This is a genomic window from Parasediminibacterium schistidii (assembly GCF_046546515.1).
Taxonomy (GTDB): domain Bacteria; phylum Bacteroidota; class Bacteroidia; order Chitinophagales; family Chitinophagaceae; genus Parasediminibacterium.
Map to the genome: position 1 here is coordinate 113,131 of NZ_JBKHKJ010000013.1, position 18,378 is coordinate 131,508.

The following is an 18,378-nucleotide window of genomic DNA, read 5'->3' on the forward strand; positions in this document are numbered from 1 at the left end:
TTTGGGGCTTGTGTATTCAAAATAGTAGAGACGTTGCAAGGAACGTCTCTACGCATATAATTTGGAAAGCTATTTTTAGGGTGCATTTCAAATCTTCGCTTTTTATTCCCCTTTTTTATTTATCAGCAAGATAGATAATTGATGATGATAGGCGTACCCTAATTCCCGACCTCACCCCAACCCTCTCCAAAGGGAGAGTGAGCAAGAACAAGGAGAGGGGGGCAAGAACAAACGAGGGAATAAGAAGAACTAAGCGAAGATTTGTAATGGCTTATTTTCTGCTTTTAAGTGATTTATTTTTTTGCTATTTCTCCTTTTTGCCTGTAACTCATTGATATTCAGTTGTTTGTGTTTTTTAAGCCTCATTTTTTATTATAATTTAAGTGAATTTTATGATAATGTATTGATAATGGAATGATAGTTTTACTATAGTAAATTGATAATTTATTGATAAGAAACTGATAGGATTTTGATAGTGTATTATCATTTTACCAGCCAACTAACATCCGATGCGGGAAGCAAGGCCAAGATGCCCGTAGTTCCCCGTTTAATGTAAAATTGGCATGAATAGGTATATAGTCCAAAATAAAAATCCTATATGGGGGAAATATTCCCCCATGAGTATCCAAAATTTCCCCCATATAGGATACTTTTTAAACTAGATTTTGCAGTTGAAATCTATTGAAAACAATAAAAAACGAAATTTTGAAATGCACCCTATTTTTACAATTTGCCAGCTTAATCTTTATTAAATTTAAGCGTGCTCACTTCTCCCTGCTTGTTCCTGATAACAAAGAAATACTGGCCCACAGCTAGCTGAGCTACCCTAATTTTCTTATTTACTATTCCATTTTCAAAGTTAACATCCATCAATTTCTTTCCAGCAAAAGAAACTACTTCTGCATGAGTATTAGCAGAAGGCTCGCTTAATACAACTGTCAATGATGTTTTAACGGGATTGGGGAATATTTTAAAGAAGGCTGCGCTATTATCAGCAGCCACTTTTACTATTTTGCTAAAGGTATATTTACCATCTTTATCCACCATTTTCAGGCGATAGTAAACTGTGCTTGCTTGTGCTTGATTGTCGCTATAATTATTTACACCCGCAGTGTTATGAGATACTATAGTTGTAAGTGTAGCAAAACTTACCCCATCGCTACTTTTTTCTACTACAAAATAGGCTGTGTTTACTTCGCTTGCGGTTGACCAGCTAAGGGCAGCAGTACCTTGGGCATAACTAGCAGTAAAGCTTAGTAGCGATAAAGGAAGTGTAATGCTTGTAGGGTTCCCTTTTACAATTACATTTTTCAAATAGCCCCAACGTGGTGTGCTTGTAGAACCCAAACCATAGTACAACCTGATAGTAAGGGTATCATTTGGTTTTAGTGTAATGTTTGAATCTGGCAGGAAACGATAGGTAGAATCGTTTGTGCCTGCAATGCGGCTCAATTTGGCAGGGTGGGCATAAGCACCATAATTTGCGGCTGGCAAGCCAACGCCTGTAGGGCTAATGCCGCTAGCGATGTCGGCTGAATCTTTCTTGAAGCCAGATTTAGAATAAACTACGCCCAATGCGCCGTTTGAAGAACCCAAGAAGCTGGTATTCAACAATATGGAGTCTATCCTTATTTTATGTGTTGAATCGGCTACCATAGCAAATTGGATATAGCAACCCCTGTTTAAAGCTGCACCTACAGACCATTTACCAACTGTTGCGTCATTGGCAAATGCCACACCACTTGCTGAATAGGCAGGGGTAGCAGCCAAAGAAGATGGAGATAACACACTACTAAATGCTGCAACAGAAGGAAGGATACCCGCTGCACGAACACTACCGCTATCGCTGTTTGATGTTGTAAAAGGCAATTGCTGCAAAGTATAAGAGTCGTTCAATAGTGGAATAGAAAGCATTTTTCCTTTTACCCTTAATGGGACAGTCAACCCGCCAATAGTGCTATGGTAAATAGAGTCATCATAAGAACCGGGTACAGTGGCATTCATCCTTACATATAGGTATTTACTGGTGATAGCATTGTTTTTTGGTATAAGTACCAATGGTTTGGCATGTGTGTTCCAAGTAGTTCCACTATCTACTGATACTTCAAATGTAGCGGGTGGAGTTATGGTAACATTGTTGGTAAGGTTAATACCTGAAACTTGATAGACCTGTGATGCCGATGGTGCACCAACGCCTTGCAGAAAATTACCCAGATTACCATACGCAAACAATGTTGGCGTGCTGCTGATAATGCCCGTATCGGAGGTAATAGCAGTTAAGCCTGTTTTAGATGCCTTCACCAAATAGTACAAGTTTGACCCGGCAGCAGGGAGGGAGTCGCTGTAGCTGAAATTACAAGCAGTATCTTCTGTGCTTATTTGCGTGCTTACTTTGGTATAATTTACACCGTCTGTGCATTTATACAAATCATTGGTTATACCTACCATCGGGAAAGTAATATTCCAAGTAACGCTTGTTTTGCCAGCAATATTCCTTGCCAATAAGTTGGAAACTGAAATTTCAGGAACAAACGCTTTTGCTAATAGTACTGGCCAAATAGCAGTAGGGTTCCAAGTAGCAATAGCTGGTGTTGTAGCGTTTGTAAAAACGGTATCGTTATTATAATATTTAGCTGCATCCTGTGCAGTTAATTGGCGTGACCAGCTAATGCGCTTGGATACATCAACCAGGTTTCCCTTATAATCAGTAGAATTGTATTCTGCATACAGCACTGTATTTGGATCGGTATTGGCATCAAATACAGACCAGCCAACTGCGCTAATATTGGCACCCATGGCTGTGTTTAGGTAAACTGTCTTATTGTAAGTACCACCAGAACCACTTTGCCAAGGGCGGCCGAGCGTGTAATTGGTTGTACCCCTGTTCTTGGTAAGTTTACAATCCCTGAATACATAACCATACTGCGATACTGCTTTGGTATTAACAGCAGTTACATAACCACCACCGCCGTTGTCTAGCCTGGTACGGGGATATATTACGCAAGTATCAAAAATAGCCGTGGCATCGCCGAATATAAAATCGGTATTGCCATCGATATAGCAATTTTTAAAGTAGTTACGTTTGCCCGGACCTCCTGCAAAAACGGTGTCCTGTCCGCCATTAAATCGGCAATTATAAAAAACAACCCTGTCTGCCGATACATTCAATGCCAAAGCTTGTGGGCCATCGCCTGCTGCGGCAACGGGTATTGCATTTGCATCAACGCCATAACCAGTTGCATTTTCAACGGACAAGTTCATTATCATGCAATCTGTTGCTGCAATGTTTAGTGTTGCAGAAGTAGATGTGCCAAATGTGCCACCAGCAGGATTTGGTTTGCCAGAATAATTGTCGTAAGAAACGATTGTTTCTGCCATGCTTTCCCCAATCAACTCAATAAAGGGCTTTGTACTTGGGATAGTAACCACTTCACGGTACTTCCCTTTCTTGATAAAAATGACGTAAGGGGTTGTACTGCCCGTAGGTGCAGCATTAATAGCCGCTTGGATGGTGTTGAAATTGCCAGTACCATGTACATCCACAACCGTGTTGTACTGGCTGTAAGCAGTACCCAACAGGAAAATAAAGCAAAACAGAAGCATTGGCTTCTTTGGCAAGCAAGTAAACATTTTCATTGTTAAAAGATTAAACGTTGTTATTAAAAAACTGACTGAATAAGAATTTTTTGCCACAAAGGGACTAAGGCTCGAAGCAGCACCAAGAAAAAAAGATTATATCGTAGGGTTGCCAACCTTTTGAAGGTTGGCAACCCTTAGCCTGAATACCTAAAACTCAATACGCCCACCGTGGGTCGCCCAATGTACCAGCAGTGCTGCTGGAAGAAAAGACCGGGTTTGATGATGGAAGCATTGACAAGCTAAAATTTGTTGTTGATGGCTGCCAGCCCAAATCCTGCGTAATATTATTATCCTGTGTATAGCTTATTAAAACCAAATCCAAGCCATTTGGAGTAGATGTAAATTTGAAGGTATTGTTGTAAGAAAAACTTAAAATGCTTGCACCCCCTCCTTTAGAAGCCTTTGTATTTACAGAAGCATTAATAGGTGTGTTGGCCAGGATACTATTGGTTAATGAATATTTAATATTATTTGCACCTGCATCAAAAAGCAGGTACCTATTACTTCCGCCAATATTGTTTACCGTGCAATAATCAATCGTAATATTAGGCAAAGCGGCTGTGGTAGAAAGTGTGGCATTCACATTAATCATCCCATTCCCTGAACTATACAATGTAGATTTTGTGAGTGAAAAGGCATCGAACTGCAACCTCTCTAAAGCAAAAGTGTAATAACCTGTAGTGCTTGTCTGGTCAATATTATAAATCTGGCTATTATTTATACTAATAATTCCTATTTTAAAATCATTTGCCGTAGCAGCCGCATTTCCCCTCAATACATAACGAGCATAATCGTGGATAATGCAATTGTCTATTTTTACATTGGTAAAAGCGGAAGGAGTAGCACTTGTGGGGCTACCAATTAGTTGAAGGCAAGCAACGCCAAGGCTAGTTCCACCATAATTGCCACTCATTTCCAAGCCTGCCAATGTTAGCCCAGCACCATCGCCCGCAATATCCAGTTCCCGGCACAGTATTTTGGTATCGGTTGGATTGTTTGAAACAGAGCGGATAGAAATTGTTTTTTTTGTGATTGGTGTAATACTTGTCAAGCTGTAGGTGCCGGGGTTAAGCCCTATTACATCCCCATCTGATGCTGCGGCAATGGCAGCCGCCAAATCGTCAACACCAGCGTTCAAAATAGTGGCAAAATTAACAATGGGCGGGGTAGTAATGGTTGCAGTACCTAGGCTTTTAGTACCTGCAAACAATTGGATATTGTATTTTTTACCTGCGGCAAGCCCTGTTATTATTTTTGCACCAGCACTCACTTCATTGGCAGCAACAGGGGCATTAATGGGTGCGCTGCCGCCACTTGTTGTCAATACAAAGTTAGTAGCACCATTGGTGTTATTGTTCAGATACCAATGCACCAATACAGAATTGGAAGTAATTTCAAAATCACGGATAACCTTTAGGTATTGCAAACCCAATAATTTAAACGTGCCTTTAACCAAATACCTAGATGCGGCAAACGATTGGTATGGGTTAGCACTTACCCTAGCGTAATAAGGGGTAATTAATTGGATATTTGCATCCGTTATTACTACTGAAGTTTTCTTGGTAACAACTGAATATTCAATTGTACTAAAAGATGAATCTTTTGCAATATCTACCGTGTAGGAAATGCCAGTTGCAGCAAATAAAGGCGCACTAAAAGTAATGGTTGCCGTATCCCTGCTGGTTTTTATCGCTAGGCCAGTAGGTGTAAAGGACCGGCTGGTAGAACTGTCTAAAACGCCCCCCTCCATCGATTTATGGCAACTGACCGATATGAAACCGATTACGGTTGCTATAACCAATGTATGAATCCAGCTGTTTATATTTTTCATTGTAAAATATTTAATCAATTTATTTACTATAAAAATCAATGCGTTTGATACCAATGATTCTGTATTACCCCGCCCCTGTTTTCGTTCAGGAATTTTGCGGAATAGGGCAACAATTCCTTTGCATTCTCAACAAACATTAGCGCATAAGCACCGTTTTGGTCGTATAGAATAGCCGAAGTAAGCTTACCAGTGGTGGCATCATAAGTACCTCCATCTTTTCTCCAATATACCCTATTAGGAAATGCAGCAGGGGTAGTAGAAACGCTACTAGGTTTGAAGAAAACCGCATTGGGGCCACCGCCATTAAACTTGAGTGAATCAGACTCGGATTTACAGGTTCCATTGTAAAAAGGTGTTGTAACGGCATATAAATAATCAGGACCGCTGGCGTAAGGGTTGCCAGTTGGTGGCACCGGAGCACCGTATGCAAACAAAGCCAACTTATCTTTTGTTTCGGTTATTTTTTTACCCAACAACCTCCAACGCACCAAATCATATTTGCGTATGCCTTCACCGCCAAACTCTAACAAGCGCTCTTTTACAATGGCCTTAAAAAAATCATCATGGCCTGTGGGTGTTGTGGGTATGGCATTTGAACCATAAGCCCTTTGCTGCACCAATTGCAATGCCTGAAGCGGGGAAATGCTGCCGCTAAAGTCTTGCAGTTCATTGGCAGCCTCGGCATACATCAGCAATACATCCGCATAACGGATGATGGGCCAGTTGATGCCTAGCGTACCCGTGTAGGTGCTGGTAAATGCCGTCCACGATTTCCTGAATTTGTTACAGTTCATAGACGTAGCACCAATGGGAAGTTTTACATTGGTTGCCCCTGTTGCATCTGCCTGCACTTTGAAATAAGCAATGGTAACTTCCCTCCTAGAGTCCCTTCCCAGTGTGTCAAACTCAAACAAATAAGTTGGCACGGCCGTTGGTCCCCCGCCTGCCGAAGCCCATGAAGGCGTGTTTACAAAAGAAAGCCCGAATATATGCCCCATATAGCTATCGTTTACTTGACCAAACATGGCCACTTCAAACATCAGTTCGTTATTGTCGTCATACCTAGTACTACCGTGCAGTGACTTGAATATGTTTTCATAAACAGGGTTCAGCCCATGCCTGCCCGAATTGATAATATCTAAGCATTCGTTAAATGCTATCCTATAATAAGCAAGGTAATCTGGCCTACGATCCATGATTAGTGTTTTATTGCTTAATGAATATCCACCACAGGCTAGGGCTATCCTTGCCCTGAGTCCTTTTACTGCACCTTTTGTGATACGGAAATCACCATAAGCAGGAAGGCTGTCCCTCCATGGAACTAGGTTCTCGGCTAATTGCAGGTCGTTCAAAATATGGTCGTAGGTACTGTCCCTATTTACATTTTTAGTAAAGTTGGAAGGCAAATCGGCCGCAGGAACAAAAGAGGCAGGCACATCGCCCCAATTACGTATCAACTCAGAGAAAAACAAAGCCCTCAAGGTTAATGCTTCCCCATAATATATAGCCAACTGCCTCTTTTGCGCAGCAGTGCCATTGTTGTACAAGTTAGAAGCAGGAATGTATTTGCAAGCAATATTTGCCCTTTCTATACCATTGTACAACTGTACCATTGTGTTGTACACCGCCAAATTATCCTTAGAAACCCCAAAAGCCGAGAATGCATAACTGCCAGTAGGGTCAAACTGATTAGTACTCCTGGAAATAAAATCATCTGTCCCTTGTGGGAAGGTAATAGACAGTTGGTTGCCATAGCCATTGGTACCTGCCAACTCGGTATATATGCCTATTACTTGGCTATTGGTGTAGCCAACATTTTCAAATGTTTGTGCCAAGGTAAGCGTGGATGGCGATTGATAATCAAGGTACTTTTTACAAGAACCTAGCAGTATGGATGAGGCAGCCGTTGTAAATATGATTAAGTATTTCAAGCTATTATGATGATGTTTCATTGCAAAAAAATTAAAAGATTAAAGCCCTATGTTTATCCCCACTAGCATAAACCTGTTCCTTGGGTAAGCCGAATAATCAACCCCTGGCGTGAGGGGATTTATTTTTCTTGTGCTCGCCTCTGGGTCAAAACCGCTATAATTGGAGAAAGTATATAAATTATTCACCGTTGCATATACCCTTATAGTACTAAATAAAGAATGTTGGAGCAGCTTTTTAGGCAATGAATAACCTAGTGAAACATTGTTTATGCGCAAGAAAGAACCATCTTCAATGGCATCGGAATAGAGTATGTAATTGCCACGGGTAGGCGCATATATTTTTGCATTGGCATTCATGGCCGCCAATTTGTCCCAATCGTTTACAAATTGGCCATTATCGTCAAATGTTTTCCAGCGGTTGGTAAACTTGGCAAGCACGTTATTGCCTACTGCTTTGTAAGCAGAACTGTTTTCAATCACGTTGGCATTGTATGTTTTGCTGCCATACGAAAAATTGATAAAAATAGTCAAATCGAAATTTTTATAAGTAAACTGGTTATTGAACCCTCCAAAAAAAAGCGGTTGGTTGTTGCCAAGAACAATCCTATCGTCTCCTGTAATAGCAGTATCCATAATCCCTTTGCTCGGTGTTAATTTTTTCAATTTCATTACCCCGGGTGCCACGCCTTGGCCAATTACGGCATTGTCATACATTATCCCTTGTTTAAGCACCCACTTAGCATGGGTTGGGTCTGAAATATTAGAAAGCGTACGGTCAAAATCGTCCACTGTATAAAAGCCGTCGTTTAAATATCCATAATATTGCCCTACGGGCTTGCCTACTTGTACCCAGAAATCGTCGCCGGCAGTACCCCAGGCAGAGGTTTGTCCATAAGGGACATCGGTTTGCAATTCCTTGATTGTATTTTTATTGGATGAGATATTAAAGCTAGCCGTGTAGGTAAAATCTTTTTTCTTTATAAGCACGCTGGTCAATTGCAATTCCACGCCCTTGTTCTCCGTTTTGCCTATATTCTGGTACTGGGTAATATACCCAGTTTGCTGCGGTATATTACTGTTCAGCAGCAAATCTTTTGTATGGTTTATGTAAAAATCAAGCGAAAGGCTTAGCCTGCCCTTGAATAGCTCCATGTCAAAGCCTAGGTTGCGGGAAATAATTGTCTCCCATTTCAGGTTGGCATTGGCCAAATTGGCCGAGTACAAACCAGGACTATTAGAAGCATCCGTAACAGCATAGCCCGCATTGGTAGCACTTGTGGTAAGCATTGTTTGGTACAATATGCTGTTGATAGGCACCCTATTGTTGCCCGCATTGCCATAACTGAGCCTCATTTTCAAGTAGCCAAGCCATTTAAGCTTCAAATCCTGCATAAATTGCTCATCGCTCATCCTCCAGGCAAACTGTGCCGAAGGGAACGTGCCCCAGCGCGTTGCTGATGCAAATTTTGAAGAGCCATCCCTTCTTACAGAAACATTCAAATTGTACTTGCCCCTATAAGAATACATTGCCCGGCCAAAAAAAGACAAAAGCCTATCGCCGTATACACTACTAGTAGGCGCAGCCTGTATGGCTCCTGCTGGCGGGTTGGCTTGCTGCACATTGGCAAATGCCTGGTCGGCAGATACAGAAGTTGGGAAATATTTAATTGACTGGTCGTAGCTAGTAGCGTCGTTTTGGTTGGTTTCTTGCCCTACCAGCAAATCCAATGTATGGGTGGGCGAAACAATTGCCCTGTAATTAAGCGTATTGGTGTTGCTTACAGTTTTGGTATTGATATTGTTCAATGTTATATACGGCATGGCAGCATTAAGGGTTTGCGTATTGGCTACCTGAAAAGTGCTTAACCCAAAGAAAGAATTCAATTTCCTGTCCAACACATTGTAGCCCAAGATGCTGGTAAATATCAATTTAGGGGTTATGGTATAAGTAAGTGTTCCACTCGTGAACAGTACATTTGTATAAAGGTTCTTTGCCCCGCTTTTTGCTGCTGTTACGGGGTTGCTCAGGTTCACGGTGGCATCATAAACACCTTCCTCATCGCCGCTTTGCACATTGATTAGGCCATTGTCATAAGGCTGGAAGCGCACGATGTTTTTCAATGTATTGTATGCCGAGGAAGTGGTGGCATCTGCTGTGCCTGTGCCTGTAACCAGTTGCTGGCTATAACGTGCATTAACCCCTACTTTAAATTTATTGGAAATTTTTGTCTCGAACCTGAAGCTTCCAAGCGTGCGTTTTAGCCCAGAATTAAGCATTACGCCTGCTTCTTTGTAGTTGTTCATGGAGGTATAGTAAGTAGTGCCCTCGCCACCACCGCTTAAAGAAATTACTTGCGAGTTAGAACCAGCAGTTTGCCCAAAAACCCTGTCTTGCCAGTCGGCCATTGGCATGCTTTTATAAATATCCAAATCGTTATAAGCACCATATTTTTTAGCGAATGCATTGGCGGTGTCTGTCAAAAAATATCCATTGTTGTGCAGATGGGCCAGCTCGTATTGATACTGCACAAAATCGTAAGGCTTCATCACGTCTATTTCATTTGTTACTTTCCTTGCGCCTGCATAAGTATTGAAAGTAACAATGGAACGTCCTCTTTTGCCAGACTTGGTGGTAATCAACACCACCCCATTGGCACCCCTTGCACCATATATGGAGGTAGAAGCCACGTCTTTTAGTACATCAATCGTCGCAATCTCGTCTGGTGCCAATATAGAAAGGGCATTTTCAAGCTGCACCCCATCTACTATATACAGGGGAGAATTATCTTGCGTAAGGGAAGTTCCACCACGTACCTTTATGTTTATATCGGCACCGGGCGCACCTTCCGTCCTAGTTACAGAAACGCCGGCCAGTTTGCCCGCCAATGCTTCTGCCACCGAGCTTACCGGGAAGTCTTTCAAATCTTTTTCTGTAACTGAGGATATAGAGCCAGCTAGTTTGCTTTTCGCAACACTGCTATAGCCAATGTTTACCACCACCACTTCATCAAGCATTATTTTGTCTTCTTGCAATACAATGGTTAGTTCTGTTTGCGAAGCAATAACAACGGTTGCACTTTTAAACCCTATATGCGAAGCAACAAGTGTTAAATTCCCTTTACCAGTTATTGGCAAGTCAAACTTGCCGTTTTTCATGCTTTGGCCGCTAATTGTAGTACCAAGAAACTTCAAAGTGGCTCCTTCTATGCCAACTTGGTCTTTGTTTACCACCCTTCCCGTAATCCTTCGTTGTAGCTGGGCCCATCCATTTATACAAATGGATAGCAGTAGGGCAAATGCAAATAAACTTTTTTTCATACGGCGTATTTAATTAAACCCGTGGTTTTATCCATGGAAGCAAAGTAGGCAGCATTATTGTTTCTTTTATTTCTCAAGCAATGCAACAGCAACGAGATATATTTTATAGCAATGCAACAATGTTTATAAACTTATTTAAAATGGCATCAACAATTAAAACAGCAAATTTCCGATAGAATTAGGTTTTAATGTGTATTTAAGGTTGTCAAAAATTGGTTTATAAGGTTTAAAAATTGGTTTACAGGTATAATTTGGACTTTTTCAAAGTTTTATTGGGTTGCAGAATAAATTTTAGCTAATAGATCTGTGCGTGTACGTTGGAATGGTTGGCAGCAAGGGGTGAATAACTAGGCGTAATTTTTTGAAATTACAAATTAAAGCAATACACGTTCATAACAATGCTATAATAATACACGCAATCTTGGAACGCAACTTTCCCATATTTCAAAAAGTGGACAATTTTTTACCCAATTGTATAGTTTATAAAAGTATTGCAGAAAAAAAATTGGAAAAGCTACAAGTGGTAAATATTTATAACAACAAAAATGACATTAGTCTAAATGATTATGAAAAAACTTAAAAAGTTATTTTACTCCTGCAGAAAGTCAGGCTCCAACTTTCTAATAGTTTTATTGAAACACATTTTCTATCGTGCCAAAAGGAAAAATATAGTTGCAGACCATAATGCAATTATAAAAGGAGTTAGCAATATTATTATCAAAGGATTTTTAAAAGTTGGCATATCTCCTGTTGGATTTACACACAATAAAGATGTAACCCTTTTAAATGTAAGTGGGAAATTAGAAATTCTCGGTGATGTCTCTATTGGCAGAGGTTGTAGATTTGATATAGGCAATCGTGGGCTGGTAACATTAGGAAATGGAACATTTATAAATCCATTTACTTCTGTGGTTATTATGCATAAATTGGAGATAGGAGAAAACTGTGCAATATCTTGGAATTGTCAATTTTTAGATGAAGATTTCCATAAGATCAATTATGAGGGTAAAAAGGAATTTAGTGATAATGGAATAAGCATTGGCAATAAAGTTTGGATTGGGACAAATGTATCTATCTATAAAGGCACGACAATCCCAAGTGGGTGTGTTATCGCATCCAATTCAGTAGTCAAAGGAGTATTTAGCGAAGAAAATATGCTTATTGCAGGTAATCCAGCAAAAATTTTAAAGAAAAACATTTCGTGGGAAGTTTAAAGTTTTGCGAAGATTATTATCACTGATGGGCTATACTTACCGCAAGCGTTCTATACCAAATAATTAGTGGCTACTGCTGCACGCTAGTGCCAACTTCACAAAGTTTTGACTTGCATTATCAAGAGGATAGAACCAAACCTTACTCCGCGTAACCCCTTCTTGCTACGCCAGACTGTATGTAAATCTCGTAACTTGCTTGCCCGCTACTTTTTCAAATATCAATAAAATTAATTTTAACCTTGCACTTACTATTTTTTTGTCATTGCAACTAGTCGATATTGCCCGTATCAATAAATACAGTACCAACATTTTGATGATAAATCTCCAATAATTTTAATACTGCCTTTTTACCTTCTTCGCCTAAGTCAAGGGAAAAATTGTTTACGTATAAATCAATATGCTTTCGCATAACAGTCTCGCTCATTTCTTGTGCATGTTCGCGGATATAGTCGGTAAGTTGAGGATAATGGGCGAATGCAAATTCAATACTTTTCTTTATCAGTGTATCTATCTGCAAGGCAGTTTTTTTACCAATCCTTTCATGGGCAATGATGCCGCCTAAGGGGATAGGCACATGGAGCTTTTCCTCCCAATAAGCACCCAAGTCAATCAATTTTACCAAGCCTTTATCCTGATAAGTAAATCGGTTTTCGTGTATGATAACACCTGCCGTTACATGACCGCTTAATACCGCATTTTCTATCTCATTAAAAACAAAGAATTGCTTTTTGGTAGCTTTAGGAAAAGCTAAGGAAAACAACAGGTGTGCAGTGGTGTTAATGCCCGGTATGGCAATAATGTTATTGTTAATGGCAGCCTCCAAATCTGCAGGGGCTATTTCTTTGTTGCTTATTAAAAGTGGACCCACGCCCATGCCCAAAGCACCGCCACTGTTTAGCACTTTGTATTGCTGTAGCACCAATGGCAACACGCCATAGCTTATTTTGGAAATGTCAAGTTTGCCAGCTTTTGCCCATTCGTTCAGGGTTTGTACGTCTTCTAATTGCACATCAAAATCCAAGCCTTCCGTGTCAATTTTCTTGTTCACAAGGGCATCAAAAATAAAAGTATCGTTAGGGCAAGGAGAAAATCCGAGGGAAATAGCCATATATTTTAATTTTTTTGGAACAAAGGCATAGTCGCAGTAGCGCTAAGAAAAAAGAGTTTTTTTTTGTCCTGTATTGAATCTTTCTTTCTTCGTGGTTAACCTTCTACCCTTACTCTACTCCAGATTGTATCATATCTACAAAATCTAGCAAAGTTTGGTTCAAATTGGTTATTGCTTCTTGTATCTTCCATTTGCTTTTGTCTCTTTCGCCAATGTAATTGCTGATACCCCTTAGTTGTATATAAGGAATACCAATATCGTTGCACACATAATGAAGTGCTGCCCCTTCCATGCTTTCAATACTTGGGATGTACAATTCTTGTAACTGAGCTATTCGTTTTGGGCGGGTAGTAATTTCATTTGCAGTAATGGCTGCAACTTCTGGCAAATGTAAAATATTTACATCTTGCAAGAAACTATTCACCAGCCGTGCATTGGTAAAAGGAGCCACATCTCGTTGCACAAAACCCATCGCAAACAAATCTTTCCATGCCCCATTTTCTTCCACGCCAAAATCGCCCAATATTTCTTCGCTTACGGCTACTACTTTCCCTAAAGGCAAGGACGAATCGAAAGCCCCTGCAATACCCACTTGGATTACCAATGTGGGCTGGTGTTGCAATGCTAACTTTGTTAACGAAACTGCTGTAGCCAACATGCCAACGCCAGTAATATGAAATTGAATAGGGGCAACCCCTTTTAGTTCTTCTGCTGCTAACGCTACTTCCATCGAAGTGGCAGCAATAACGAGTATTTTCATGTTGCAAAATTGCAGTAAAAAAACAGGAGGCAATGAAGCAAGTAAGCCAAGAATAGTAAAACTTTCTATTTCGTAAGAAATAGGTTGCTAATGCTATATTATTGTTTATTTTCTATCATTACTTTTGATAATGTATAAAAGAAATTCAATCTTTACCTTTACATGGCTACTGCCATTGGCATTATTAGCACAAAAGCAAGACAGCCTGCAGGAAATAACGGTGCAGTCATTTCATTACAACAAACAATGGCAGGATGTGCCAGCCGCTATTGCAGTTATCAACGAAAAGAAACTACAACAAATTGGCACTTCATCCCTGCTATCTGCCATAAATACTGTGCCGGGCGTAAGGATGGAAGAACGCAGCCCCATAAGTTTTCGCATAGCAATGCGTGGCAGTGTGTTGCGGTCTCCGTTTGGGGTAAGGAACATCAAAGTATATTGGAACAATATGACATTGACAGATGGCGGAGGCAATACCTATCTCAACCTAATTGATGTTACGCAATTATCGTCAGTGGAAATAGCCAAGGGTGCAGCCGCCAGTATGTATGGTGCAGGCACTGGCGGGGTAGTTTTATTGCAAACAATCAATCAATTTACCGTAAAGCCTAACCATCAATTCACCGCTAATATAAATGGTGGCAACTTTGGCTTGCTGCAAGAATCGGTAGGTTGGAAATACCAAAACATAAATTTTAGTTCCCAGTTACTTCAAAGCCACCAACAAAGTGATGGGTACAGGCAACAATCTGCCTCGCACAAAGACAACCTTACTTGGAATGCCTCCTTTAAAAAAGCCAGCCAGCAGTTTGATGTTATTAGTTTTTATACAAGGCTATACTACCAAACCCCAGGGGGCATTACGCTTGCCCAAATGCAGCAAAATCCCACATTAGCCCGGCAGCCTAGCGGCAGCCAGCCAGGTGCGGTGCAGCAGCAAGCCGCCATTTACAACAACACATTTTTTGTGGGGCTGCACCACCAGTACCATATTAACCGGTCTTTTTCTACCGATGCCGCCATTGTTCTTCACCATACCTTGTTCAAAAACCCATTTATTACCAACTACGAAACAAGGCACGAAACCAATATGGGGGCAAATGGAAAGCTTATTTATCAGCACCAACTAAAACAAATTCAACTGCAATGGATTACAGGTGGTGAAATATTGAGCAACCACGCCATTATTGAAGATGACGGCAACCGTGGCGGCGAGCCAGACACCATACAACTGAAAGACAATACATACAGCAGCCAATGGTTTGGCTTTTCCCAGATACAATTCACTGGCAAAAAATGGGATGCACAGTTTGGGGTAAGTGCCAACAACCAACAATTCCGCTATAAAAGACTAACAGACGGCAACACTGGATTCACGCATAAAAATACAGCTATTGTGTTTATGCCAAGGTTATCGGTAGGTTATAAGCTATTGCCTTCTGTAACTGGTTATGCCACCATCGGAAAGGGTTTTAGCCCACCTTCACTGCAAGAAATTCGCCCAAGCAACCGTGTATTTAACACCGAATTGCAGCCAGAATATGGCTGGAATGCTGAGATAGGCTTTAAGGGTGGTTTATTTAGCCACAGGCTTTTGTTTGATGTAAACTATTACCATTTCCATTTGCAAAACACCATTGTAACCCGCAACAATACCGATGGCACACAGTATTTTGCCAATACGGGTACTACCCAACAAAATGGCACTGAAGTTTGGTTGCAGTACCAGTTGCTAAAAAAGCCTAGTAAGCTATTAAAAGCAATCCGCTTATCAGAAAGTTATAGCTACCAGCCTTACCGCTTTATCAATTACCAGCAAGTGAATAGCAATTTTTCTGGCAATCGCCTTACTGGGGTTCCTGTAAACTGTAGTGTAAGCAGCCTATCTGCCGAGCTAAACAAAGGCTGGTTTATGAATATTTCTTATAATTACACCTCATCAATCCCCTTGACTGATGCAAACGATGCATTTGCCAATGCCTATCATTTACTACAAACAAAAGCTGGCTGGGCAGGAAAATGCAAGTCAACCACCATTGAAATATATGTGGGAGGGGACAATTTATTGAACGAGGTTTATAGCCTAGGGAATGACATTAACGCTGTTGGAAAAAGGTTTTACAACCCTGCCGCTGGCATTAATTTTTATGGCGGGTGTAGATTGGGTTTTCAGTGAGGACTTATTGCATAAAACCTTTGAAATGATTTGATTTTATTTATACCTCCCTACTGATAACGCGTACATACTTGTAGAATTATTTACAGATACCATCCTGATATTAATGGTTTTGTCGGTTGCCGTGCCTTTAAAAACAAGGCCCATGGGGGCATCGTCAACAGGGCTTGTCATCACCAACACTGTACCATGACCAATGCCACTTGTTTTGGTGCGGCTATCGTTAAAATGGGCAGCTAGGCCAGAATCGTCAAACAAAGGCACAGCATACACATGATAGGCAGCCAACACTTTTTTTATTTCCCCATCTGGCACAGCAGGGTAATAGCTACGCAAACCTGCTTCATTCAATAATTGGGGGGCTTCTTCCAGCACCATGAAATGCCCATTATATTTCGTGCCGGGACCATTGCCAAAAGCCAATACATCCCCGGGCAGGCTTTTTGCGAAACCACCCTTTCGCACCCCATTGTAAATGCCTATTTTGGGGTATTTTGAATGGTTGTATGTATTAATAGCCTCAGAGTCTATATTTCCAGAAACATATATCCAGCCCTTATCTACCCAAACAGGCAATGTTGGGAAACTAATGGCAAAACCATAAGCAGTAGATACATACCCCTTGGCAGCAAATAAGCTATTATGTGCTGTTTTTACCGCATAAATCAAATCTAGGTAAGCATTCTTATCTGCCGAGCCATCACCAACAGCCGATAATAGCCTAGATCCATAGCCAACACAGTCAACAGTAGCAGTAAATGTTTTTGTTTCGTTGTTATAAAAAGTATTGGGGCATTTATTTGGCCATATACTTTGCAGGTTATCTGCGCCATAATTGGCATAAGCACTAGCTTTCACATAATAACTAGGCATATCGGCCTCATCTTCCTTATGGGGGTTCCAATAACGCTGCCGGGTTTGGTAGGTTGCACCGTTATAGTCAAAACTACTATCCTGCAAGGTGATGCCTGGCACTTTAAGGTAGCCTTGCTGTATTAAAAAAGGGGCACCAATGCCTTTTGCTGCATCTAGCACAGTGGGGTAAAATGCCGAGTTGTATTTCTCGGGTGAAAAACTACCTATCTGCGTGTTGCTTACCAAAGTTTCGTTTAGTTTAGCGGGGGTTTTCTCGGCAGGGCTAGCAGCAGGGTAGTTTTTGCTACCGCAACTGTACATACTGAAAATTGTAATAACAGATAATAACTTGCAGACAGGTAATTTCATTCTTTCAATTTACTTAAAACAAATCCTAAGCAGTAGGAGATAAATTGCGGCTATATGGTAATAGTACCGTTCACCGATTTTTTGTAACAGTTGAACGGGAACTTTATTTCAGAAAAAGAGAAGGGATGTTTCTTGAGGTAGGGAAGCCCAATATCCCTTAGCGAAGCTACCAGGTGCATAAAAGTCTCCCAATTAGCAACTGATGTTTAGCTAGAAACAACCTTGTAATAGGTACACTTTGCTTTATTCGATGGGCAATACCCATCGATATTATATAACACCCCTTCGGGGCTTTACAACACTATTTGCAATAACTTGGGTGTATAGGAGTTTTTTGATTTTTTGGTAAAAAATTCACCTTAGCACAACCCTGCTCCCACCCGACCCTACTTATACAAAAAGGTAGCGCCAAATTCTTGCACAGGAGAAGGAGCAAGAAGGGAGAGGCAAAATGATGGCACTTATCTGGTTTTTCTAATATCACTTATACTGGGCTTTTTATTAAAATAGTTTCAGTTTTGCCAATTTTTGGTCTTTTTTGCCGCTTCAGATTTTTTTTCAAATCCTCTAAATTTTTGTAAAGGATTGATTATCAATAACATTAGCGAATTTTTAGTAGAAAAAGCGTATTATTTTATGATAATTTACTATCATTTATTAATAATTTATTGATAATAAACTGATAATAAACTAGTCATTTCATGATTATAAAGTGATAATTTATTGATAAGGAATTATAATATCCTAATTTTTAAAAATTACTATCTTAATATTAGTAAAAAAAGAACTACGATATTGCAGCCGTGACAGAAGCTTTGTAAATGCTTTGTATAAGGTGCATTTCTAGCGCAAAGATAAGGTTTTTATAAATTAGGGTACGTTTTAGGACAAATCAAAAACAGTCAGACCAAGCAAAAAACTTTTATACGCCCTATTTATAACACTAAAGCTACATTGCCAAATAACCTAAAAGAAGAAGTAATTTACTTTGCAGCATTTTTGCTATCAAAAACAAAAAGCACTTGCATAATCAAAGAACGGAAATTTGTTTGTGCAAAAAATGCTTTTGTTAGGTGATGATTTTGACGAACGTTAAGGGGACTTTAAAGAATAAATGCAGGTTTATAAGATTGCTATTACCAGATTGACAGTATGAAAATTCATAATAATATAT

General features: G+C 40.2%; 9 protein-coding genes. 2 read left to right on the forward strand and 7 right to left on the reverse strand.

Annotation, left to right across the window (positions count from 1 at the left end; all coding sequences use genetic code 11):
- Positions 1 to 738 precede the first annotated feature (738 nt).
- The 4 genes from ACHFIY_RS09535 to ACHFIY_RS09550 all read right to left on the reverse strand — a co-directional run bounded on the left by ACHFIY_RS09535 (position 739) and on the right by ACHFIY_RS09550 (position 10,719).
- Entirely contained in the window at positions 739 to 3,636 is a 2,898-nt protein-coding gene (locus ACHFIY_RS09535) for a pectinesterase family protein (RefSeq protein ID WP_410845854.1), read from the reverse strand.
- A 157-nt stretch (positions 3,637 to 3,793) separates the two neighbouring features.
- On the reverse strand, positions 3,794 to 5,470 hold the full coding sequence (locus ACHFIY_RS09540) for a DUF4957 domain-containing protein (RefSeq protein ID WP_410845855.1): 1,677 nt from the start codon (positions 5,468 to 5,470) through the stop codon (positions 3,794 to 3,796).
- A 35-nt stretch (positions 5,471 to 5,505) separates the two neighbouring features.
- Complete coding sequence (locus tag ACHFIY_RS09545; RefSeq protein ID WP_410845856.1) at positions 5,506 to 7,422, reverse strand: RagB/SusD family nutrient uptake outer membrane protein; 1,917 nt, start codon at positions 7,420 to 7,422, stop codon at positions 5,506 to 5,508.
- Between the two features lie 18 nt (positions 7,423 to 7,440).
- Complete coding sequence (locus ACHFIY_RS09550; protein WP_410845857.1) at positions 7,441 to 10,719, reverse strand: SusC/RagA family TonB-linked outer membrane protein; 3,279 nt, start codon at positions 10,717 to 10,719, stop codon at positions 7,441 to 7,443.
- Between the two features lie 566 nt (positions 10,720 to 11,285).
- On the opposite strand from ACHFIY_RS09550, the gene ACHFIY_RS09555 reads away from it, so the two are divergent.
- Positions 11,286 to 11,933: an acyltransferase gene (locus ACHFIY_RS09555; RefSeq protein ID WP_410845858.1), complete on the forward strand. Its 648-nt coding sequence runs from the start codon at positions 11,286 to 11,288 to the stop codon at positions 11,931 to 11,933.
- 268 nt (positions 11,934 to 12,201) lie between these two features.
- Here ACHFIY_RS09555 and ACHFIY_RS09560 read toward each other — a convergent pair whose 3' ends face one another.
- Both ACHFIY_RS09560 and mqnB read right to left on the reverse strand, forming a co-directional pair.
- Positions 12,202 to 13,041, reverse strand: a complete 840-nt coding sequence (locus ACHFIY_RS09560; protein ID WP_410845859.1) for a 1,4-dihydroxy-6-naphtoate synthase — start codon at positions 13,039 to 13,041, stop codon at positions 12,202 to 12,204.
- Positions 13,042 to 13,150: 109 nt separating this feature from the next.
- The gene (gene mqnB, locus ACHFIY_RS09565; protein WP_410845860.1) at positions 13,151 to 13,801 is read right to left on the reverse strand and encodes a futalosine hydrolase; all 651 of its coding nucleotides are present in this window, start codon (positions 13,799 to 13,801) and stop codon (positions 13,151 to 13,153) included.
- 130 nt (positions 13,802 to 13,931) lie between these two features.
- Between mqnB and ACHFIY_RS09570 the strand changes: the two genes are divergently transcribed.
- Positions 13,932 to 15,980, forward strand: coding sequence for a TonB-dependent receptor (locus tag ACHFIY_RS09570; protein ID WP_410845861.1), 2,049 nt, complete (start codon positions 13,932 to 13,934; stop codon positions 15,978 to 15,980).
- Between the two features lie 36 nt (positions 15,981 to 16,016).
- Here ACHFIY_RS09570 and ACHFIY_RS09575 read toward each other — a convergent pair whose 3' ends face one another.
- Entirely contained in the window at positions 16,017 to 17,204 is a 1,188-nt protein-coding gene (locus tag ACHFIY_RS09575; protein WP_410845862.1) for a hypothetical protein, read from the reverse strand.
- Between the last annotated feature and the right edge of the window lie 1,174 nt (positions 17,205 to 18,378).

Coding starts and splice junctions, on each gene's coding strand:
- mqnB (WP_410845860.1), bottom strand. CDS start 13,801: ATGAAAATACTCGTTATTGCTGCCACTTCGATGGAAGTAGCGTTAGCA.
- ACHFIY_RS09560 (WP_410845859.1), bottom strand. CDS start 13,041: ATGGCTATTTCCCTCGGATTTTCTCCTTGCCCTAACGATACTTTTATT.
- ACHFIY_RS09575 (WP_410845862.1), bottom strand. CDS start 17,204: ATGAAATTACCTGTCTGCAAGTTATTATCTGTTATTACAATTTTCAGT.
- ACHFIY_RS09535 (WP_410845854.1), bottom strand. CDS start 3,636: ATGAAAATGTTTACTTGCTTGCCAAAGAAGCCAATGCTTCTGTTTTGC.
- ACHFIY_RS09545 (WP_410845856.1), bottom strand. CDS start 7,422: ATGAAACATCATCATAATAGCTTGAAATACTTAATCATATTTACAACG.
- ACHFIY_RS09570 (WP_410845861.1), top strand. CDS start 13,932: ATGTATAAAAGAAATTCAATCTTTACCTTTACATGGCTACTGCCATTG.
- ACHFIY_RS09555 (WP_410845858.1), top strand. CDS start 11,286: ATGAAAAAACTTAAAAAGTTATTTTACTCCTGCAGAAAGTCAGGCTCC.
- ACHFIY_RS09540 (WP_410845855.1), bottom strand. CDS start 5,470: ATGAAAAATATAAACAGCTGGATTCATACATTGGTTATAGCAACCGTA.
- ACHFIY_RS09550 (WP_410845857.1), bottom strand. CDS start 10,719: ATGAAAAAAAGTTTATTTGCATTTGCCCTACTGCTATCCATTTGTATA.